Consider the following 16,063-nt stretch of genomic DNA (forward strand, 5'->3'; position numbering starts at 1 on the left):
AATGGGGCGAGATTAAGGAACGGTTTACCAATGCGCGAAGAGTTGCTTGGGATGATTTGCTATAGCTAGATTTTGTTTTATCGCTTCTGCAAAGTCAGCTACCTAATAGAGTTTTCACAAATGCCCGGATTGCCTTTGCGACAGATCGAATACCTTCATTCTGTGTCGTGAGTGGAACGGTTACCACAGCTAAGCCGCCTGCTTTTCCCGCTGCCTTGGCAGCTTCAGTCAAAGCCACATCCAATTTTTGACCAAAGTACTTGGCCAGTCGTAGTGAAATTTCCCAAAGAGTCTTTGCTATGCGAGATAATATTGATGGTTCTGGGGCAGGCTTCGCAAGTTCTTCTTCTGCAGTTATGAGTTCGTCCCAAACGAGAACAAATTCTTTTTGGATGGTCTTCGAAATTTCAGCGTCTAGTGGTGGACCGCGATTATCACCAATGAGCGCGTGGCCTGGTGTGGAGGATACCCAGTGTAGTTGGGCTTTCAGTTCTGAAATTTCTTTTTAAAGTTCAATTTTTTGTTTGATGTGCGCGATCTCTGCCGCTACCGCTTCTGGCCCGGCATCCCAAATCGCATCTTCTATCAGCGCGACCTGTAATTGCAGATCCCAATCCGTTGGGGTGTTGCTCAGCATACCTTGGTACCAGTCGCGCCAGAATTGCCACGGAGAAGGTTGACGCCCTGTTTCTGCACAAAACTTCTCCCAAGCATGAGTGCTTTGGGCTGGTTGAGACGAGGCGTTGAACAATCTTTGATGCGGGTGGGCTCGCAATTCCACATTGTGAGCCATATCCCATCTCAATTCTGGGTCATCTTGCCATTCTTCGCGTTCGGTAGCTGTGCTGACATCTCTTAAAAGCGTCCAACTCTCCCGTAGGGAAAAAGCTGCAAATTTTGCTGAGCGGGCACGGCTCAGAATGTCAGGGCTGTTAACCAATGCCGCAAACTTAACAATACTGGCGGCTTGAGATGTTGTCCTCAGCACTGCATTTTTGTCTTTTCGAGCTTTCTTAGATTTTCGCGGGCCTCTTTGGAGGCACGATCAAACAGTGAGTTTCTATCCCACGCTGCGGTCGTTCCTGTGATCGTAGCGCGGAATATGGCTAAGCATCTCTGATCATGTTCGAGAGTGTCAGCTTTGGTCCATTGATCCGCGGAAGGTTCGAAGTCACCAATAGGCTCTTCCAAAGCAAGGGGCAGAATATGCAGTGCGCCGAGCATGGCCAATTTGCGGTGCGTTACCTGTGGCTGGTCTGTCAACCAGTCCCGAAGTTCGTTCTCTTGCCGAAAAATGGGGGAATCGGCCAAACCAAAGCACCCTTACCTGAAATAACCGTCTAACAACGCATTGGTGCGCTTGACCGCACCAAGATTCCAACTCATATCCCATGCCATGACAGATCTGGCCAAAATCCGCAATTTCTCCATCGTCGCGCATATCGACCATGGCAAATCCACCCTCGCTGACCGTCTCATCCAAGAGACGGGCACGGTGAAAGAACGTGACATGCAAGCCCAGCTTTTGGACAGCATGGATATCGAGCGCGAGCGCGGCATTACCATCAAGGCCAACACGGTGCGCATCGATTATACGGCGGACGATGGTGACGATTATGTCCTGAACCTGATCGACACCCCCGGTCACGTCGATTTCGCTTACGAGGTCTCCCGCTCCATGCGCGCGGTTGAAGGTTCGTTGCTCGTTGTTGACAGTTCGCAAGGGGTTGAGGCGCAGACGTTGGCCAACGTTTACCACGCCTTAGATGCGGATCATGAGATCGTGCCGATCCTGAACAAGATCGATTTGCCCGCCTCGGATTGTGATCGGGTTGCGGAACAGATCGAAGATGTCATCGGCATTGATGCGACGGGGGCCATTCAGGTGTCGGCCAAGACGGGGCAGGGCATCCACGAAACGCTTGAGGCAATCGTTAAGGAACTGCCTGCGCCAACTGGTACTCGTGATGCACCGCTTAAGGCGATGCTGGTCGACAGTTGGTATGATGCCTATCTGGGCGTGATCGTTCTGGTGCGGATCATGGATGGCGTTCTGAAAAAGGGTGAGCGGATCAAGATGTTGTCGAACGGGTCGACGCATCATGTGGATCGTATCGGCGTGTTCCGCCCCCAGATGGAAGCCATTGACGAACTTGGCCCCGGCGAGATGGGGTTCCTGACCGCGTCGATCAAACAGGTGCGCGACACCCGCGTGGGTGATACGATCACGCACGAGAAAAAAGGCACCGAAGACGCGCTGCCGGGATTTAAGCCTGCGCAGCCTGTGGTGTTCTGTGGTTTGTTCCCGGTCGATAGCGCCGAATTCGAAGACCTGCGCGATGCGATCGACAAACTGGCGCTTAACGACGCCTCGTTTAGTTTCGAGATGGAGACCTCGGCCGCGCTGGGCTTTGGTTTCCGCTGTGGGTTCTTGGGCCTCTTGCACCTCGAAGTGATCCGCGACCGGATTGAGCGCGAGTATGACATCGACCTGATCACCACCGCGCCCAGCGTGGTCTATCACATCTACATGCGCGACGGCACGCAGGTTGACCTGCACAACCCCGCCGACATGCCCGACCTGACCCATGTGGACCATCTTGAAGAGCCGCGCATCAAAGCGACCATTCTGGTCCCGGATGAGTATCTGGGCGATGTGCTTAAGCTGTGTCAGGACCGCCGTGGTATCCAAGAGGATCTGACCTATGCCGGATCCCGCGCCATGGCCGTCTATGACCTGCCGCTGAACGAGGTGGTCTTTGACTTTTACGACCGTTTGAAATCGGTGACCAAGGGCTATGCCTCTTTCGATTATCAGCTGACCGGCTATCGCGAGGATAACCTTGTGAAAATGTCGATCCTTGTGAACGACGAACCCGTCGATGCGCTGTCGATGATGGTGCACCGCGACCGCGCCGAGGCGCGTGGCCGCGCGATGGTGGAAAAGCTCAAGGATCTGATCCCGCGCCACATGTTCAAAATCCCGATCCAAGCGGCCATCGGCGGCAAGGTCATCGCGCGCGAGACCCTATCGGCCATGCGCAAGGACGTGACCGCGAAATGTTACGGCGGCGACGCAACCCGGAAGAAGAAACTGCTGGAGAAGCAGAAGAAGGGTAAGAAAAAGATGCGTCAGTTCGGGAAAGTGGACATCCCGCAAGAGGCGTTTATCAGCGCCCTGAAAATGGACGGCTAACAGCCGACCGTTTTCACGGCGGGTGGGCGGCAACGTATTGCGCAGCAATGCGCGTGCCCACACCCTAGCGTTATGCGACGATCGCCCTTTCGCACCGCTCGAATTCAGCAAACATCAGATTGACAGGGCAGCACCTGTGGCCCCAGAGCTTTTGCTGTGCAAAAGCCGCGCCCGACCCTCCCCCCGGGAGGGCGCTTTGCGCCCACCCAGTGTCGGGCGCTAGACGAGGCGAGCGACGCCCAGTATAATTTCCCCAAGGTTGTTTTTGGGGACTTATTTTGGAAAATGAATTTAAAGAACTGGTTGGCGCGGTAGGTTCGAGGGTAAAAAGCTTACTGTTTGGCCCAGTCGTAATTTTTGGAATGTTATTCAACTGGAAAGCAGTCTTCTTCTTACTGTTTTCGAATGTTTCAGTGCGGTCAAAGTTTGTATATTTCGATTTGAATACAGATTATTTGAGCCTGTATGTACTCCCTATCGGTTTCGCCATTCTTTTTGTGCTTGGAGCACCATTCGTCAATAACTGGTTTCACACGGTAACTAGTAGCCCTGTGCACGCAATGAAGCTTCGTGACCTAGAGTTTGCGGAGGCGAGAGAGGCAACGAAACACGAACTAAGGCAACTTGCAGAACAGCGTCGATCAGATGACCTCAGAAGGCTTGAAGAAGAGGCTTTGGATAGAGCCCGGTTCGATAGTCGCGTTATGGACGAAGATCTACCACCGGAAATTGCGGAAGACCTACAAAAGCAAATTGATGAGCTGCGAACTCGACCAGCGGTGATTACACGAGATGGATCCGTTGGAGAGAGTGGAGCTAAAGTAGGTGGTGAAATCTCTCCCTTGGCAAAGGAAATTTTGATGCAAGTAACGGCAGAAGGGGCTCTTCCTAAGATACGTATTAAGGAGTTCATTGGGGGGGCTGAAATAGAATATGGGAACAAAACTCTGAGGAAAGACAAGGCAACTGATCGAAAGTGGCAAGACTATCAGTATGCTATTAACGACCTAGAAAAGCATAAGCTGATCGTTCGCCTGAAAGGACAAGAGTCAGTTTGGGATGTTTTAGAGAAAGGTTATGAGGTTGCGAAGCTTCTAAGTTAACCTCTCTGGCTATCCGTGTTCCCTAGCTTTATTGATATCTCTTGCGACGGCTTTACCTACGCTCAAACCTTCGAGCTGAGATTGCACATTCAAAGAATGTGCGGCGCCCGAACCGCCCCCACGGGGCGGGCGCTTTCAGCACCAGCCCCTCGGTTCGGACGCGGTTGATTGATCTACCCATATCGCTAAATCCAATCGTCCTCGCGTGGCGCATTAGTCCGACCCTACCGCCTGTATCCCCGACCCAATCTTTGCGGATTTCGGGTGCGTTTGTTGTTGAGTGTTCAAATGTCGGGGAAATTTGGTGACCATCCGTGCGATCCCTGTGGATCACCCGTGCCGCTTTTTATGCCGTCTAGCAGACGGTTTTTGGGTGTGGCGAGGCCCCAAATGGGCCCCAGCCATGTCGTCACGGCTCAGAGCTTTTTCTGAACATCCGTCGCGGCTTCGCTGATTGCGTCACCGGCTTTGCCGACGTCTTTGCCAACGCCTTTGGCCGTCTCACATCCCGCCAGCGCCAGCAGGGTCAAACCAATCGCTACCATTCGGGTCATATCTGTCTCCTGTTATGCTCGATTTCTTATGGCTTAGCAGGTCACGAGATTGGTTTCCAGCGCTCGCAAGAACGCCGGAATTCCAGACCAAATGACTTAGGCGGGCAGGGCGCCCCAGAGATCATATTCGCCAGCCTCATCCACAGTGACGGTGACGATTTCGCCGACGGATAGCCCCTCGGTTCCTTCGTCAATGAACAGGTTGCCGTCGATCTCGGGCGCGTCGGCTTTGGTGCGGCAAGTGGCGATGCCATCAGCGTCGATATCGTCGATGATCACATCCATGGTCTGGCCGACCTTGGCTTGCAGCTTGGCCTCGGAAATCGTCTGTGCTTTCTCCATGAAGCGGTCCCAGCGGTTCTGTTTGACCTCGGCCGGGACATGTCCGTCCAGATCGTTCGAACGCGCGCCATCGACGTTTTCGTACTGGAAGCAGCCGATGCGATCCAATTGGGCCTCGTCCATCCAATCCAGCAGATACTGGAACTGTTCCTCGGTCTCACCTGGGTAGCCTACGATAAAGGTCGAGCGCAGGGTGATATCGGGACAGACTGCGCGCCAAGCAGCGATTTCGTCCAGTGTTTTGGCCGATGCAGCGGGGCGGGCCATGCGTTTGAGCACATCCGGGTGGGCGTGCTGGAACGGGATATCCAGATAGGGCAACACGGCGTTGTCCGGGTCCGCCATCAGGGGGATCAGTTCGCGCACCGAGGGGTAGGGGTAGACATAGTGCAGACGCACCCACAAGTCCTTGGCGTTGCCCAGTTTGCCCAACTCGCGGGTCAGGTCGGTGATGTGGCTGCGCACCTCGCCGTCCTTCCACGGGTTGGTGTCATATTTGCGATCCAGCCCATAGGCGGACGTATCCTGAGAAATCACCAACAGTTCGCGCACGCCAGCGCTGACCAGCTTGTCAGCCTCACGCAAGACCGCATGGGCCGGACGCGAGGCCAGTTTGCCGCGCATGTCGGGGATGATGCAGAACTTGCATTTGTGGTTACAGCCTTCGGAAATCTTGAGATAGCTGTAATGGCGCGGGGTCAGTTTAACGCCGCTTGCAGGCAGGAGGTCGATGAATGGATCCGGGTCGGGGGGCACAGCGCCGTGCACGGCATCCAGCACCTGTTCGTATTGATGCGGGCCGGTGACGGCTAAGATGCGGGGGTGGTGTTCGCGAATGTAATCGGGTTCCGCCCCCAGGCATCCGGTCACGATAACTTTGCCGTTTTCGGTAAGCGCCTCGCCAATGGCATCCAGGCTTTCGGCCTTGGCTGAATCCAGAAACCCGCAAGTGTTCACGATGACTGCGTCAGCCCCAGAGTAATCAGGCGAAATACCATAGCCCTCGGCGCGCAAACGGGTCAGAATCCGCTCACTATCGACCAGGGCCTTGGGGCATCCAAGAGAAACCATGCCAATCGTGGGCTGGCCAGCGCGGGGCTGATCAGAGAAACGGGCAGATGGCGCAAGGTCGGGGCGAAGGCTGGGAGGATTTGTGCTCATACGCGGGCATATAGTAGGGAACGGCTGCGCGTGCAAATGTTGTGCGCAACTGGCAGGGTTGTAAAAACTGGCGCAAAGGCAGGCAAGGAGCAGGTTGATGAAGTGGGTGATGCGGATCGGGGTCATTTTGGTGGCTGTGGTTGGGATCTTGATCGCTGGTGTTTTGTTGCTTCCGGGGGATCGGATAGCAGCAATCGTAACTGATCAAATTCGGGCGCAGACCGGTCGTGAACTGACCGTGAGCGAGGACGTTCGGTTGACCCTGTGGCCAGTGCTGGGGGTGGAAACCGGACCTATGACGATAAGCAATCCGGATTGGGCCGGACCAGAGCCAATGTTCAGCGCGCAAAAAGTGTCAATCGGCATTGCCGCGCCTGCGTTGTTGCGGGGCGAAGTGCGTGTGAAACGCATCATCGCGGACGATCCGGTGTTGCGCTTGATGGAATCTCAAGGACGCCGAAATTGGGAGTTTGGTGCGACCCCAAGCGGTGGTACCGTGAGGCAGAGCAATATGGGCCCCGACGGGGACAGCGCGCTTTCTGCGATAACGCTTGAGAACCTCAAGCTACATAATGCGCGCCTTGTGTATAAGGACGATGGTGGCACAGCCTTTGATTTGTCTCAGGTCGAAATGACGGCACGTTGGCCTAGCGAGACAGCCCCCTTTGATTTGCAACTGCGTGTTCAGCCGGGATCACAGCCGGTTGATTTAACAGTGCGGTTGCATGATTTCGTCGCGTTTTCCCAAGGAGCCATCACGCGGTTGGAGTTGACCGCCGCAACAGAGGGAGGCGAGGTTCAATATGAAGGGCAAATCAGCCACCTCGGGGAAGCGGCTGGTCAGGTCTCCCTTATAGTATCAGATACGCAACGCGTGCTGGTGGCGGTCGGGCAATCTGGTCTGTCATTGCCCGAAGGGTTGGGGCGTGCCGCAAACATCACGGCGCAGATGACCTATACCCGTGATGGGCGGTTGTCATTGCGCAAGATGCAGCTTGGCCTGGGAAAAAATCAACTGAGCGGTGATGTGGATCTGGTTTTGACTGGCAAACCAAGGTTTACAGCACAGCTTTCTGCGAACGACTTGGATTTTAGCGCGGTCACAACCTCCGCTCAAGAGGAGGGCTCCTCTGGGGCAAGCCAGACATCTGAAGGATGGTCCAAAGACACGATAGATGGATCTGGATTGGCTTTGGCCGATGGTGTTGTCAGCCTGTCAGCGCGGTCGATAAAAACACCGCTGATTTCGCTTGGGGCAACCAATCTGAGCTTGAGTGTGGATCGATCGCGCGCGGTGCTAAAGATGGCCCCTGTTTCCGTATTTGCGGGAACCCTGAACGGGCAGTTGGTGGCCAACAATCGCAACGGATTGTCAGTTGGAGGAAAGCTTCGCGCCGAAGGCATCGAAATGCAGCAGGCTCTGATGCTGCTGGGTGGGGTGGACCGGTTATCGGGCAAAGCGACCGCTTCGTTGGAGTTTCTGGGCGTTGGGGCGAGCGAATATGCGATCATGAATTCGTTATCAGGACAGGGTCGCGTTCTAATGGGCCGGGGCATCATTTCAGGGTTTGACCTGGACCGTCTGATGGAAAGCGGCCAATCAGGTGGAGGCACCACGGTGTTCAACAGCCTAAGCGGATCTTATTCGATGGCCAATGGCATCCTGCACAATCAGGATTTGTTGTTGCAGCTTGATAACTATCGCGCAGATGGAACCGGGCGTGTTGGCTTGGGCGCGCGCGACATTGATTATGTATTCACACCGATTGCCTTGCGTGCCAATGCGGGGAAAGGCTTAGCGATCCCGGTGCGTATTGTCGGACCTTGGGCAGACCCATCGATCAAGCCAGACCTGAGCCAAGTGATCGAAGCCGCAGCAGGCGTTCAAATTGACGAGGCAGAGGATCAGGCCAAGGGGAAGCTGTTTGAAAAGCTTGGTGAGGAACTGGATCAGACGGTGACCGAAGATCAGGATGTTGAAGAGTTGATCAAGGATCGATTGGAAGACGAAGCGAAGAAAGGTCTGTTCAAGCTATTTGGAGTTGACTGAACAAGCCTAGGCTAATCAAAGCTGTCCAAGCGCGATGCTGGGCGTTGCACTTGGACAGTGGATTTAGATTGTTTGGTCGTAGTCGCCGACACCGGGTTCGGTCCGTATGACAGCGTCGATATCCGCAAAAATGGCACGCATTTCTGCTTCGCTTTGGCTGCTTTCACACACGACAACCAGATTGGGTGTGTTGGAAGACGCGCGCACCAAGCCCCAGCTGCCGTTGTCCAGAATGACGCGCGCACCATTTACGGTGACAACCTCTTTGATCGCACGACCAGCAAAGGTATCGCCGGCCTCGTGTTTTGCGACTAGTTTTTGCACCAGACGTTCCAGAATCTCGTACTTTTCTGTATCAGCCGCGTGGGGCGACATCGTTGGGGTCGACCAGGTCTTTGGCAATGCCTTGCGCAGATCGGACATCTTCATGTCTGGGTTGCGATCCATCAGTTTGCAAATCTCGACCGCGACGCGCATGCCGCAATCATAGCCGCGCCCGATGGGTTCAGCGAGGAAGTAGTGGCCGGATTTTTCAAACCCGGCCAGCGCACCAATTTCTTTGACACGCCGCTTCATGTGGCTGTGCCCAGTTTTCCAGTAATCCGCAGTGACACCATTTTTCTGAAGCTCGGGGTCCGCAGCAAAAAGACCGGTGGATTTCACGTCCGCAACAAAGGTCGCGTTGGGATAAATTTTGCTGAGGTCACGGGCCATGATGACTCCGACCTTGTCGGCAAAGATCTCTTCGCCTTCGTCATCGACAACGCCGCAGCGGTCGCCGTCACCATCAAATCCAAGCGCAAAGTCCGCGCCGCTGGCTTTGACGCTGACGGACATGTCGTGCAACATTTCCATGGCTTCGGGGTTCGGGTTGTAATGCGGGAAAGTATAGTCGAGTTCGTTATGGCTGGGCACAACTTCGACGCCAATGCGTTCGAACAATTCAGGCCCAAAGGCTGAGGCAGTGCCGTTGCCTGTGGCGCAGACAACCTTGAGCGGGCGCGACATTTTGAAATCGCCAACCAGATCGTCAATGTAGGCCTCTTTTACGCCATCAACGAATTCATAACTGCCACCTGCGTGTTGTACACCTTCGCCGTTCAGGACGATATCGCGCAGTTCCGACATTTCATCTGGGCCGTGGGTCAGGGGGCGATCAAAGCCCATTTTGACACCCGTCCACCCATTGGGGTTGTGGCTGGCGGTGACCATAGCGACTGCAGGTACATCAAGATGAAACTGGCTGAAATAGGCCATGGGTGAAACTGCTGGGCCGATATCCTTGACGTGAATACCCGCCTGCACGAGGCCTAGGATCAGAGCGTTTTTGATGGCCAAGGAGTAATCGCGGTAGTCGTTAGCAACCGCAATTACAGGTTCGATTCCACGCCTGCGCATCTGCGTGCCCAGACCCAGACCCAAAGCGGTCATGCCCGGCAAGTTGATTTCTTCGGGGTATTTCCAGCGGGCATCATATTCACGAAAGCCGGTTGGCTTGATCATTGCATCACGCAAGAAGGACCAGGTGTTCGGGGACACCTCGGGAATAGGCTTGGTCATATCAAAACTCTCGGTAATCTAGATTAGATCTTGATTGGGTTGGCCTTGGCCAATTTATCAAAAGCCATCAGGGTGTTGATCAGATTAGGCATGTCACGCAGGTAAATCATGTTGGGACCATCACAGGGGGCGTTGTCAGGATCCTGATGGGTTTCCATAAAAACTCCGGCCACGCCGGCGGCAACTGCTGTGCGCGCCATAAGAGGTGCAAATTCTCGCTGACCGCCAGATGAGCCGCCCAAGCCACCGGGCTGCGCCACAGTATGGGTCGCATCCATGATAACCGGATACCCAGTGCGCGCCATTTCCGGCAAGGACTGCATGTCGACAACCAGACGGTTATAGCCAAAGCTTACGCCGCGTTCAGTGAGCATGATTTTGTGATTGTCGGTGCTTTCGATTTTGGTCACGACATTTTGCATGTCCCAAGGCGCGAGAAATTGCCCTTTTTTGACGTTCACAGTCACACCTGTTGCACCGGCCGCTTTCAAGAGGGCGGTTTGACGGCACAAAAACGCAGGGATCTGCAAGATATCGCACACCTCGGCCACTGGGGCGCATTGCTCCTTTTCGTGGACATCAGTTGTCACAGGGACTCCGATGGTGTCCTTGACCGATTGCAGAACTTCCAACCCCTTTTCAAGACCCAGCGCAGGCGCCGCGTTGACGGAGGTGCGGTTGGCTTTGTCAAAAGACCCCTTGAAGACATATTGCGCGCCCGCAGCATCGCAGGCTTCTTTCATCTTTCCTGCGATCATCTGCGCATGATCAGCGCTTTCGAGTTGGCAGGGGCCAGCGATGATGGTCAATGGGCGGTCATTTCCGACGGTTAGATCGGCGATTTGGACATGTTTCATGGTTTACGATGATACCTGTTCACGGAGGATCGAAGCAGTCAGTGAGATCATCAGGTAGACACCCGAGAATAGCAGAAACGCAAGGATCGTGTTTTCAAATTTACGTGGATAGCTTGCTTCTTCGCTAGCGACGGGTTGCACCGAAGTAGTGAGGTAGCGGACCTGCCGGTTTGCTTCCATCCGGGTTGTTTCCATCTGCTGCAAGGCGGATTGCAACATCATATCGCGGGATGCCAGATCGGCTTGGGACAGCTGAATACGGACCGCAAGCTGGGCAAGTGAGTTTTCACCGTTTGAAGCATCAATCATTTCAGCGTTTAGACGAGACAGCAGTTCTTTGTAGCGCTGGATGTCTCCTTTGGCACCATCCACTTTGGCCCGGTTGGGACGTGGGTTGTCCTGAAGCGCTGCAAGTTCCAGCTCTTTTTCCTGAATTTGTACTTCGAGACCAGTAATCCGCGACCGTTTGCCCGCAATCACCCCTTCGGGATCCAGGATCGACCCCTTTTGTTGAAGCGTGACCAGCGCCTCTTGCGCATTGCTGCGCTCTTCCTGCGCGGTTTCAAAACTCAGGCGTGCATCGCGCATCTGGTCTTCGCGCTTGGTTTCAGACAAGTCGTTGACCCGCTGTTCCGCGTAAGAGATCAGGCTGGTTGAAAACTGAGCTGCGACTTGCGGGTTGGCCGCTGACACCTCCATGCGAATGACGCCCTCTGTCGGGTCATACCCGATGCTGACAATGCGCGAGTAGATTTTATACGCCGCTTCGTTGCTTGCGCCAACAGGCAGCCGTTGAATTGGATCAATCCATTCTTGTGAAAAGTGGCTTTTGAAACCGTCATCTCGGTCGAGCCGTAACATGGCTTCTTTGGATTCCAAGAAGGATTGCACTGCAATGGAGTCCTGACTGGTCGCGAATTGTGTACCCGACAATAGCCCACCGATTCCGCCACCTGCATTGTCGGCTTGCAAAATCAAGAATTCAGATTTGGAGGCGTACATTGGCGTTGCCACACGATAGAAATAGAACCCAACGATCAGCGTTGGCAAAATGACGAAAAAAGAAAGTCGCGTTAACAAAAGCAACATCTTTTTGCGCCGTCTCAGCGCGATGTCACGTTGCATTTGACCGATCTCCAGATCGCGCCGCTGTGCAGGGCTTAGATCAGTCGAGGGCAAGGTTTGCTTGGCGGGTTGCAGCGTCTGCGGTAACTGAACCTTGGTTTCGCCGCTGCTGTCTTCTGAAACTGCGTTGGCGTCAGATTTAGGAACGACCAGTTCCAGCATGTTGGATCGTTTGAACGGGTCAATGCCTTTTTCGCGCAACAGGCGAACCGCATCATAGTCGGAAGTTGCAGGCAAGTTGTGTTTTTGGGCGACGCGCCGGGCCATTCGCAACTGGCGGCCTGTCAAACCTTCGCGTTTGATCGCATCAATCGTGTTTTCGGATTCGACGGCTTGCGCTGAATCGACCTGCCCTTTGAGTGGGCGCGGAGGCGCTGCCTTAGGGGTGGGTTGAGGGCTCGGCTTGGGCCGCGGCTCGGCTTGCGATCGTTCACTTGACGCACGTTGCTGTTCAGTGACGTTGGTAGGGGGGGGCGTCGCAGCAGGTTGTGCGGCTTGCGCGGCCGCAGGACGCACACCAGCGCTTGCGCTGTCAGCACTGCCGGACGTTCCGCCGGGGGCGGCGCTGCGACGAATGCGAAATTTCTTAGCCTTGGGTTTCGTAGTCATAGAGCTGTTTCGCTTCTTCCAAGGAATCAAACATGTGCAGATGGCCGTCTGTAAGAACCGCCGCCTTTTTGGCAAATTTTTCCAACGTCGCGGGCTGGTGGGAAACGATAACAATCGTTGTCGTACGCAATCGCTCTTCGAGGATCGACCCAGCCTTTTTGTTGAATTCTACGTCGGTGGACGAAGGCATCCCCTCATCAATCAGGTACATATCGAAATCCAGCGCCAACATCAGTGCAAAAGAAAATCGAGCCCGCATGCCCGCCGAGTAGGTTCCAAGCGGCTGGTCAAAGTATTCGCCCAAGCCACAGAGCCACCGGCAATACGCCTCTACATAGTCGGGATCAAGCCCATAAAGCTTTGCAATATAGCGCGAATTTTCCATCGCCGAAACGCGTTTGACTACGCCGCCCATAAAGCCGAGCGGGAAAGAGATATTGCAACCGCGGCGAATAACCCCCTCGTCGGGTTTTTCTAAGCCGGCCATCATGTTGACCAAGGTGGTTTTCCCGGTCCCGTTTGGGGCAAGAACACCCAAAGACGTTCCCAATTCTACGCGAAAGGAAACGCGATCCAGAATCACCTTGCGTTGGGATCCGGTCCAAAAGGATTTACTGACACTATCGAACTCTAGCATGCTCTATCTGCTGCGGCCTATGGTTTTGGTTGCGAGCGCTGGCATCTCTGCGCGGGCGCCTCCCCCTTTTGGTTTGGGGGTATGAAGTTAGACTACGGGGCGATTTTGGCTACATTATGTCGAAATGTGAAACAAATATTCAATGTCGGCGCGGTTCGGGCTGGGCAAGGGCGGAAACTGGCCTGAATTTCCCGGTTTTGCTGCGAGGAATGCGTCAATTTGTTTCCAAATTGATTACAGTTTGGCCTCGGTAGCATTGCCGAGTCGCAATTGGCAACATCACTGGCCTTACATCAAATGTTTGGCACATTTCTAGCCCTTGAGATGGGGGGAGGTTGCTTAAAATGCAAGCTATTCAGATTGTGAGGGAACTGAATTTGCGGCGATGCCGATGATGAGATTGCGGAAAGGTGAACAGACTTGGCTTGACGGGGATCGGGGCATGGGTCCCTCTGTCTAGGCTGCAGCGAGTTTTGAAGTCTCGTGGATGTGTGGTGGTTTTGTTATTGGGGCTACAATGATGACGGTCAAAGCCGAGGAACCCGACTTATTCCGAGCGATACGGGGCTGCCAGCTGTGTTCTGACCGGTTTGCAAAAACATCAACTGCACATCATCCCCGCCCGATCGTCTGGTTGTCGGCAACCGCGCGTATTCTGGTTGCAGGGCAGGCGCCTGGGGCGCGTGTGCATGCGTCGGGAAAGCCGTTCACTGATCCCTCGGGGGATCGATTGCGTGCGTGGATGGATGTGAGCAACGAGGAATTTTACGACGTAAGCCGAGTTGCGATCTTGCCCACCGCGTTTTGTTTTCCGGGGTACAACGCCAAAGGGGCAGATCTGCCGCCACCACCAATTTGCGCAAAGACCTGGCATGAAAGGGTAATGGGGACTTTACCAGACGTGAAGCTTACGTTGTTGATTGGGGGCTATGCGCAAAAATACCATCTCGGGGTGCGGGGATCTGTGACCGAGGTTGTGCGGAATTGGAGATCTGCACCGGTCGGTGTCATTCCTTTGCCCCATCCCTCGTGGCGCAACACAGGCTGGATCAAAAAGAACCCGTGGTTTGAGGCAGAGTTGGTGCCTCAGTTGCGCGCGCAGGTTCGCTCGTTGCTCTAGGGGCGCCTTGTTAGGCGCCTCTGAGATTGGTCTCTTACAGTGATTTTTGCGGCATTATTCGCCTTCGAACTCGCACAGGATGTGAACATCCATGCCCATGCTTTCCAAAATTTTGCGCCCCCCCAAATCGGGTAGATCAACGATGAACGCGCAAGAGATGATATCACCGCCCAAACGTTCAATCAGTTTGATCCCAGCAGATGCGGTGCCGCCTGTGGCCAGCAGGTCGTCGACAACCAAGATTTTTTCTCCGGGTTGGATCGCGTCATCGTGGATTTCCACAATCGCTTCGCCATACTCCAACTTGTACTCTTGTGAGATGGTGGTGCCGGGCAGCTTGCCCTTTTTGCGAATTGGAACAAAGCCCACACTGAGCTGGTGGGCAATTGCACCACCCAGAATGAAACCGCGCGCTTCCAATCCGACGACTTTGTCGATGCGTTCCCCTGCATAGGGGTGCAGCATTTGGTCGATTGCCATCCGAAATCCTCGGGGATCGGAAAACAATGTAGTGACATCGCGGAACAGAATACCTTCGTGCGGAAAGTCAACGATGGTGCGGATATAGTCCTGAACGGTGGTTTTCTTCGGCATGGGGTATCTCAACTCGGCTTTTTTCCCAGCTGGTTTGACCCAAGGTTTGGTCTGTTTCAAGGGCTAGAAAGCACAAGACCCGCTAGAGGCGGGACATTGGAGCCTATTTCCGACTTTCACGTTTGGCACTGAAGGGGCGATAGAGAGCAGCCGGGAGCCACAAAAGGTGAGGCTTCCGCCAGTCTCTGCGATCTTGTACCAGAAGCGAAGAAGCTGCATGTAGGTTCATTGCCTTACCCTCTCGATTACTGCTATTTCTGAATAATATCGACAAACAATGTGCAATGTATATACAAAGTATATCGATTGAAGTCAATGATACCTAGGATGGTGGCATCGTGAGCAAAAAAGACGGTAAGGCTTCGACGAAGAAGAACTCTCAGTTGGTTCTGCGTTTGGACAAGGACGAGCGGGATGCATTTGTCGAATTGTGCAAAGAGTTGGATACAAGTGCAGCCCGTGAAATTCGTCGGTTTATCCGGGGGTTTATGAAGGAAAACGCAGACAGTTAAGCGGGACGACGCAGGAACGCGGTTGCAAGGCCCATTGCCATCAGGGTTACACCGCCTGTGCGCGTCAGCCAGGTGACAATGCTAGGGCGCCCAACCCAGCGGCGCAGCTTATCCGCAAGCAGGGCATAAATTAGGGCATTGAAACCTGCGAGCCCAACAAACGTACCAATCAAGATCGCGAACTGAGGAAGCAGAGGCAATTCCGGGCGCAAGAACTGCGGCACAAATGCTATGAAAAATGCAATAGATTTAGGGTTAAGCGCTGTCACAGCGGCGGCATGCAAAAACACACTGCGCGGGGTAACGCCGCGTTTGGTGTCAACTGTTCCCAGGCCCTCGGATGGGGCAGAGCCGACAAGCTTGAATCCCAGCCAGAGCAGGTAAGCAGCCCCAACCCATTTGAGAACCGAAAATAAGGTGGCTGATGTCAGAACAAGTGCGCCAAGGCCGGCCAGTGATGCAGTCATCGCAATCAGATCCCCCAAAGCGACCCCAGTGGCGGAAGCAACGGCAACAGGACGCCCTTTCGAAAGCGCATAGCTTAGAACCAGCAGCACAGTTGGGCCCGGAATAAGCAAAAGAGCCGTTGAAGCGGCAACAAAGGCAAGCCAGAGGTCTAACGGCATGGCAGAATGAATCCTAG

14 protein-coding genes are annotated in these 16,063 nt (G+C 54.3%); 5 read left to right on the plus strand and 9 right to left on the minus strand.

The window, feature by feature from the left end; translation table 11 throughout:
- Positions 1 to 505: 505 nt before the first annotated feature.
- The gene (locus ABWV33_RS01015) at positions 506 to 793 is read right to left on the minus strand and encodes a hypothetical protein (protein WP_353328675.1); all 288 of its coding nucleotides are present in this window, start codon (positions 791 to 793) and stop codon (positions 506 to 508) included.
- Between the two features lie 603 nt (positions 794 to 1,396).
- Between ABWV33_RS01015 and lepA the strand changes: the two genes are divergently transcribed.
- A complete protein-coding gene (gene lepA, locus ABWV33_RS01020; protein WP_353328677.1) occupies positions 1,397 to 3,196 on the plus strand; it encodes a translation elongation factor 4 in 1,800 nt (599 codons plus the stop codon).
- Between the two features lie 278 nt (positions 3,197 to 3,474).
- Complete coding sequence (locus tag ABWV33_RS01025; protein WP_353328678.1) at positions 3,475 to 4,299, plus strand: hypothetical protein; 825 nt, start codon at positions 3,475 to 3,477, stop codon at positions 4,297 to 4,299.
- Positions 4,300 to 4,715: 416 nt separating this feature from the next.
- Here ABWV33_RS01025 and ABWV33_RS01030 read toward each other — a convergent pair whose 3' ends face one another.
- Together ABWV33_RS01030 and rimO are read right to left on the minus strand one after the other, a co-directional pair.
- Positions 4,716 to 4,853 (minus strand): entericidin A/B family lipoprotein, encoded by a 138-nt coding sequence (locus ABWV33_RS01030; RefSeq protein ID WP_113821751.1) that lies wholly within the window; start codon positions 4,851 to 4,853, stop codon positions 4,716 to 4,718.
- A 96-nt stretch (positions 4,854 to 4,949) separates the two neighbouring features.
- On the minus strand, positions 4,950 to 6,356 hold the full coding sequence (rimO, locus tag ABWV33_RS01035; protein WP_353328680.1) for a 30S ribosomal protein S12 methylthiotransferase RimO: 1,407 nt from the start codon (positions 6,354 to 6,356) through the stop codon (positions 4,950 to 4,952).
- Positions 6,357 to 6,453: 97 nt separating this feature from the next.
- Here rimO and ABWV33_RS01040 point away from each other — a divergent pair, with 97 nt between their 5' ends.
- The gene (locus ABWV33_RS01040; RefSeq protein WP_353328682.1) at positions 6,454 to 8,406 is read left to right on the plus strand and encodes an AsmA family protein; all 1,953 of its coding nucleotides are present in this window, start codon (positions 6,454 to 6,456) and stop codon (positions 8,404 to 8,406) included.
- Positions 8,407 to 8,469: 63 nt separating this feature from the next.
- On the opposite strand, the gene ABWV33_RS01055 is transcribed toward ABWV33_RS01040, so the two are convergent.
- Genes ABWV33_RS01055 through ABWV33_RS01070 form a run of 4 tightly spaced genes read right to left on the minus strand, consistent with a single transcriptional unit; the run spans position 8,470 to position 13,194 of the window.
- Positions 8,470 to 9,966, minus strand: a complete 1,497-nt coding sequence (locus tag ABWV33_RS01055) for a phosphomannomutase/phosphoglucomutase (protein ID WP_502930886.1) — start codon at positions 9,964 to 9,966, stop codon at positions 8,470 to 8,472.
- 23 nt (positions 9,967 to 9,989) lie between these two features.
- Entirely contained in the window at positions 9,990 to 10,823 is an 834-nt protein-coding gene (gene kdsA, locus ABWV33_RS01060) for a 3-deoxy-8-phosphooctulonate synthase (RefSeq protein ID WP_113821747.1), read from the minus strand.
- A 3-nt stretch (positions 10,824 to 10,826) separates the two neighbouring features.
- Entirely contained in the window at positions 10,827 to 12,557 is a 1,731-nt protein-coding gene (locus ABWV33_RS01065; RefSeq protein WP_353328684.1) for a KpsE/RkpR family capsule polysaccharide export protein, read from the minus strand.
- On the minus strand, positions 12,535 to 13,194 hold the full coding sequence (locus ABWV33_RS01070; RefSeq protein ID WP_113821745.1) for an ABC transporter ATP-binding protein: 660 nt from the start codon (positions 13,192 to 13,194) through the stop codon (positions 12,535 to 12,537). The genes ABWV33_RS01065 and ABWV33_RS01070 overlap by 23 nt, the downstream gene beginning before the upstream one ends.
- Positions 13,195 to 13,711: 517 nt before the next feature.
- Here ABWV33_RS01070 and ABWV33_RS01075 point away from each other — a divergent pair.
- Positions 13,712 to 14,314 (plus strand): uracil-DNA glycosylase family protein, encoded by a 603-nt coding sequence (locus ABWV33_RS01075; RefSeq protein WP_502930887.1) that lies wholly within the window; start codon positions 13,712 to 13,714, stop codon positions 14,312 to 14,314.
- Between the two features lie 54 nt (positions 14,315 to 14,368).
- Here the strand turns inward: ABWV33_RS01075 and ABWV33_RS01080 are convergent, their stop codons facing one another.
- Positions 14,369 to 14,908: an adenine phosphoribosyltransferase gene (locus ABWV33_RS01080; protein WP_121999527.1), complete on the minus strand. Its 540-nt coding sequence runs from the start codon at positions 14,906 to 14,908 to the stop codon at positions 14,369 to 14,371.
- A 338-nt stretch (positions 14,909 to 15,246) separates the two neighbouring features.
- Here ABWV33_RS01080 and ABWV33_RS01085 point away from each other — a divergent pair, with 338 nt between their 5' ends.
- Complete coding sequence (locus ABWV33_RS01085; protein WP_162930757.1) at positions 15,247 to 15,420, plus strand: hypothetical protein; 174 nt, start codon at positions 15,247 to 15,249, stop codon at positions 15,418 to 15,420.
- On the opposite strand, the gene ABWV33_RS01090 is transcribed toward ABWV33_RS01085, so the two are convergent.
- The gene (locus tag ABWV33_RS01090) at positions 15,417 to 16,046 is read right to left on the minus strand and encodes a LysE family translocator (protein ID WP_353328686.1); all 630 of its coding nucleotides are present in this window, start codon (positions 16,044 to 16,046) and stop codon (positions 15,417 to 15,419) included. The genes ABWV33_RS01085 and ABWV33_RS01090 overlap by 4 nt on opposite strands.
- Positions 16,047 to 16,063: the final 17 nt, after the last annotated feature.

The sequence above is a fragment of the Phaeobacter sp. NW0010-22 genome, from assembly GCF_040365955.1.
Classification (GTDB): Bacteria; Pseudomonadota; Alphaproteobacteria; order Rhodobacterales; family Rhodobacteraceae; genus OMPR01.

What these genes read in the sequence shown, in the direction of transcription:
- ABWV33_RS01015 (WP_353328675.1), bottom strand. Translation starts at nt 793, where the DNA reads ATGGCTCACAATGTGGAATTGCGAGCCCACCCGCATCAAAGATTGTTC.
- lepA (WP_353328677.1), top strand. Translation starts at nt 1,397, where the DNA reads ATGACAGATCTGGCCAAAATCCGCAATTTCTCCATCGTCGCGCATATC.
- ABWV33_RS01030 (WP_113821751.1), bottom strand. Translation starts at nt 4,853, where the DNA reads ATGACCCGAATGGTAGCGATTGGTTTGACCCTGCTGGCGCTGGCGGGA.
- rimO (WP_353328680.1), bottom strand. Translation starts at nt 6,356, where the DNA reads ATGAGCACAAATCCTCCCAGCCTTCGCCCCGACCTTGCGCCATCTGCC.
- ABWV33_RS01040 (WP_353328682.1), top strand. Translation starts at nt 6,454, where the DNA reads ATGAAGTGGGTGATGCGGATCGGGGTCATTTTGGTGGCTGTGGTTGGG.
- ABWV33_RS01055 (WP_502930886.1), bottom strand. Translation starts at nt 9,966, where the DNA reads ATGACCAAGCCTATTCCCGAGGTGTCCCCGAACACCTGGTCCTTCTTG.
- kdsA (WP_113821747.1), bottom strand. Translation starts at nt 10,823, where the DNA reads ATGAAACATGTCCAAATCGCCGATCTAACCGTCGGAAATGACCGCCCA.
- ABWV33_RS01065 (WP_353328684.1), bottom strand. Translation starts at nt 12,557, where the DNA reads ATGACTACGAAACCCAAGGCTAAGAAATTTCGCATTCGTCGCAGCGCC.
- ABWV33_RS01070 (WP_113821745.1), bottom strand. Translation starts at nt 13,194, where the DNA reads ATGCTAGAGTTCGATAGTGTCAGTAAATCCTTTTGGACCGGATCCCAA.
- ABWV33_RS01075 (WP_502930887.1), top strand. Translation starts at nt 13,712, where the DNA reads ATGATGACGGTCAAAGCCGAGGAACCCGACTTATTCCGAGCGATACGG.
- ABWV33_RS01080 (WP_121999527.1), bottom strand. Translation starts at nt 14,908, where the DNA reads ATGCCGAAGAAAACCACCGTTCAGGACTATATCCGCACCATCGTTGAC.
- ABWV33_RS01090 (WP_353328686.1), bottom strand. Translation starts at nt 16,046, where the DNA reads ATGCCGTTAGACCTCTGGCTTGCCTTTGTTGCCGCTTCAACGGCTCTT.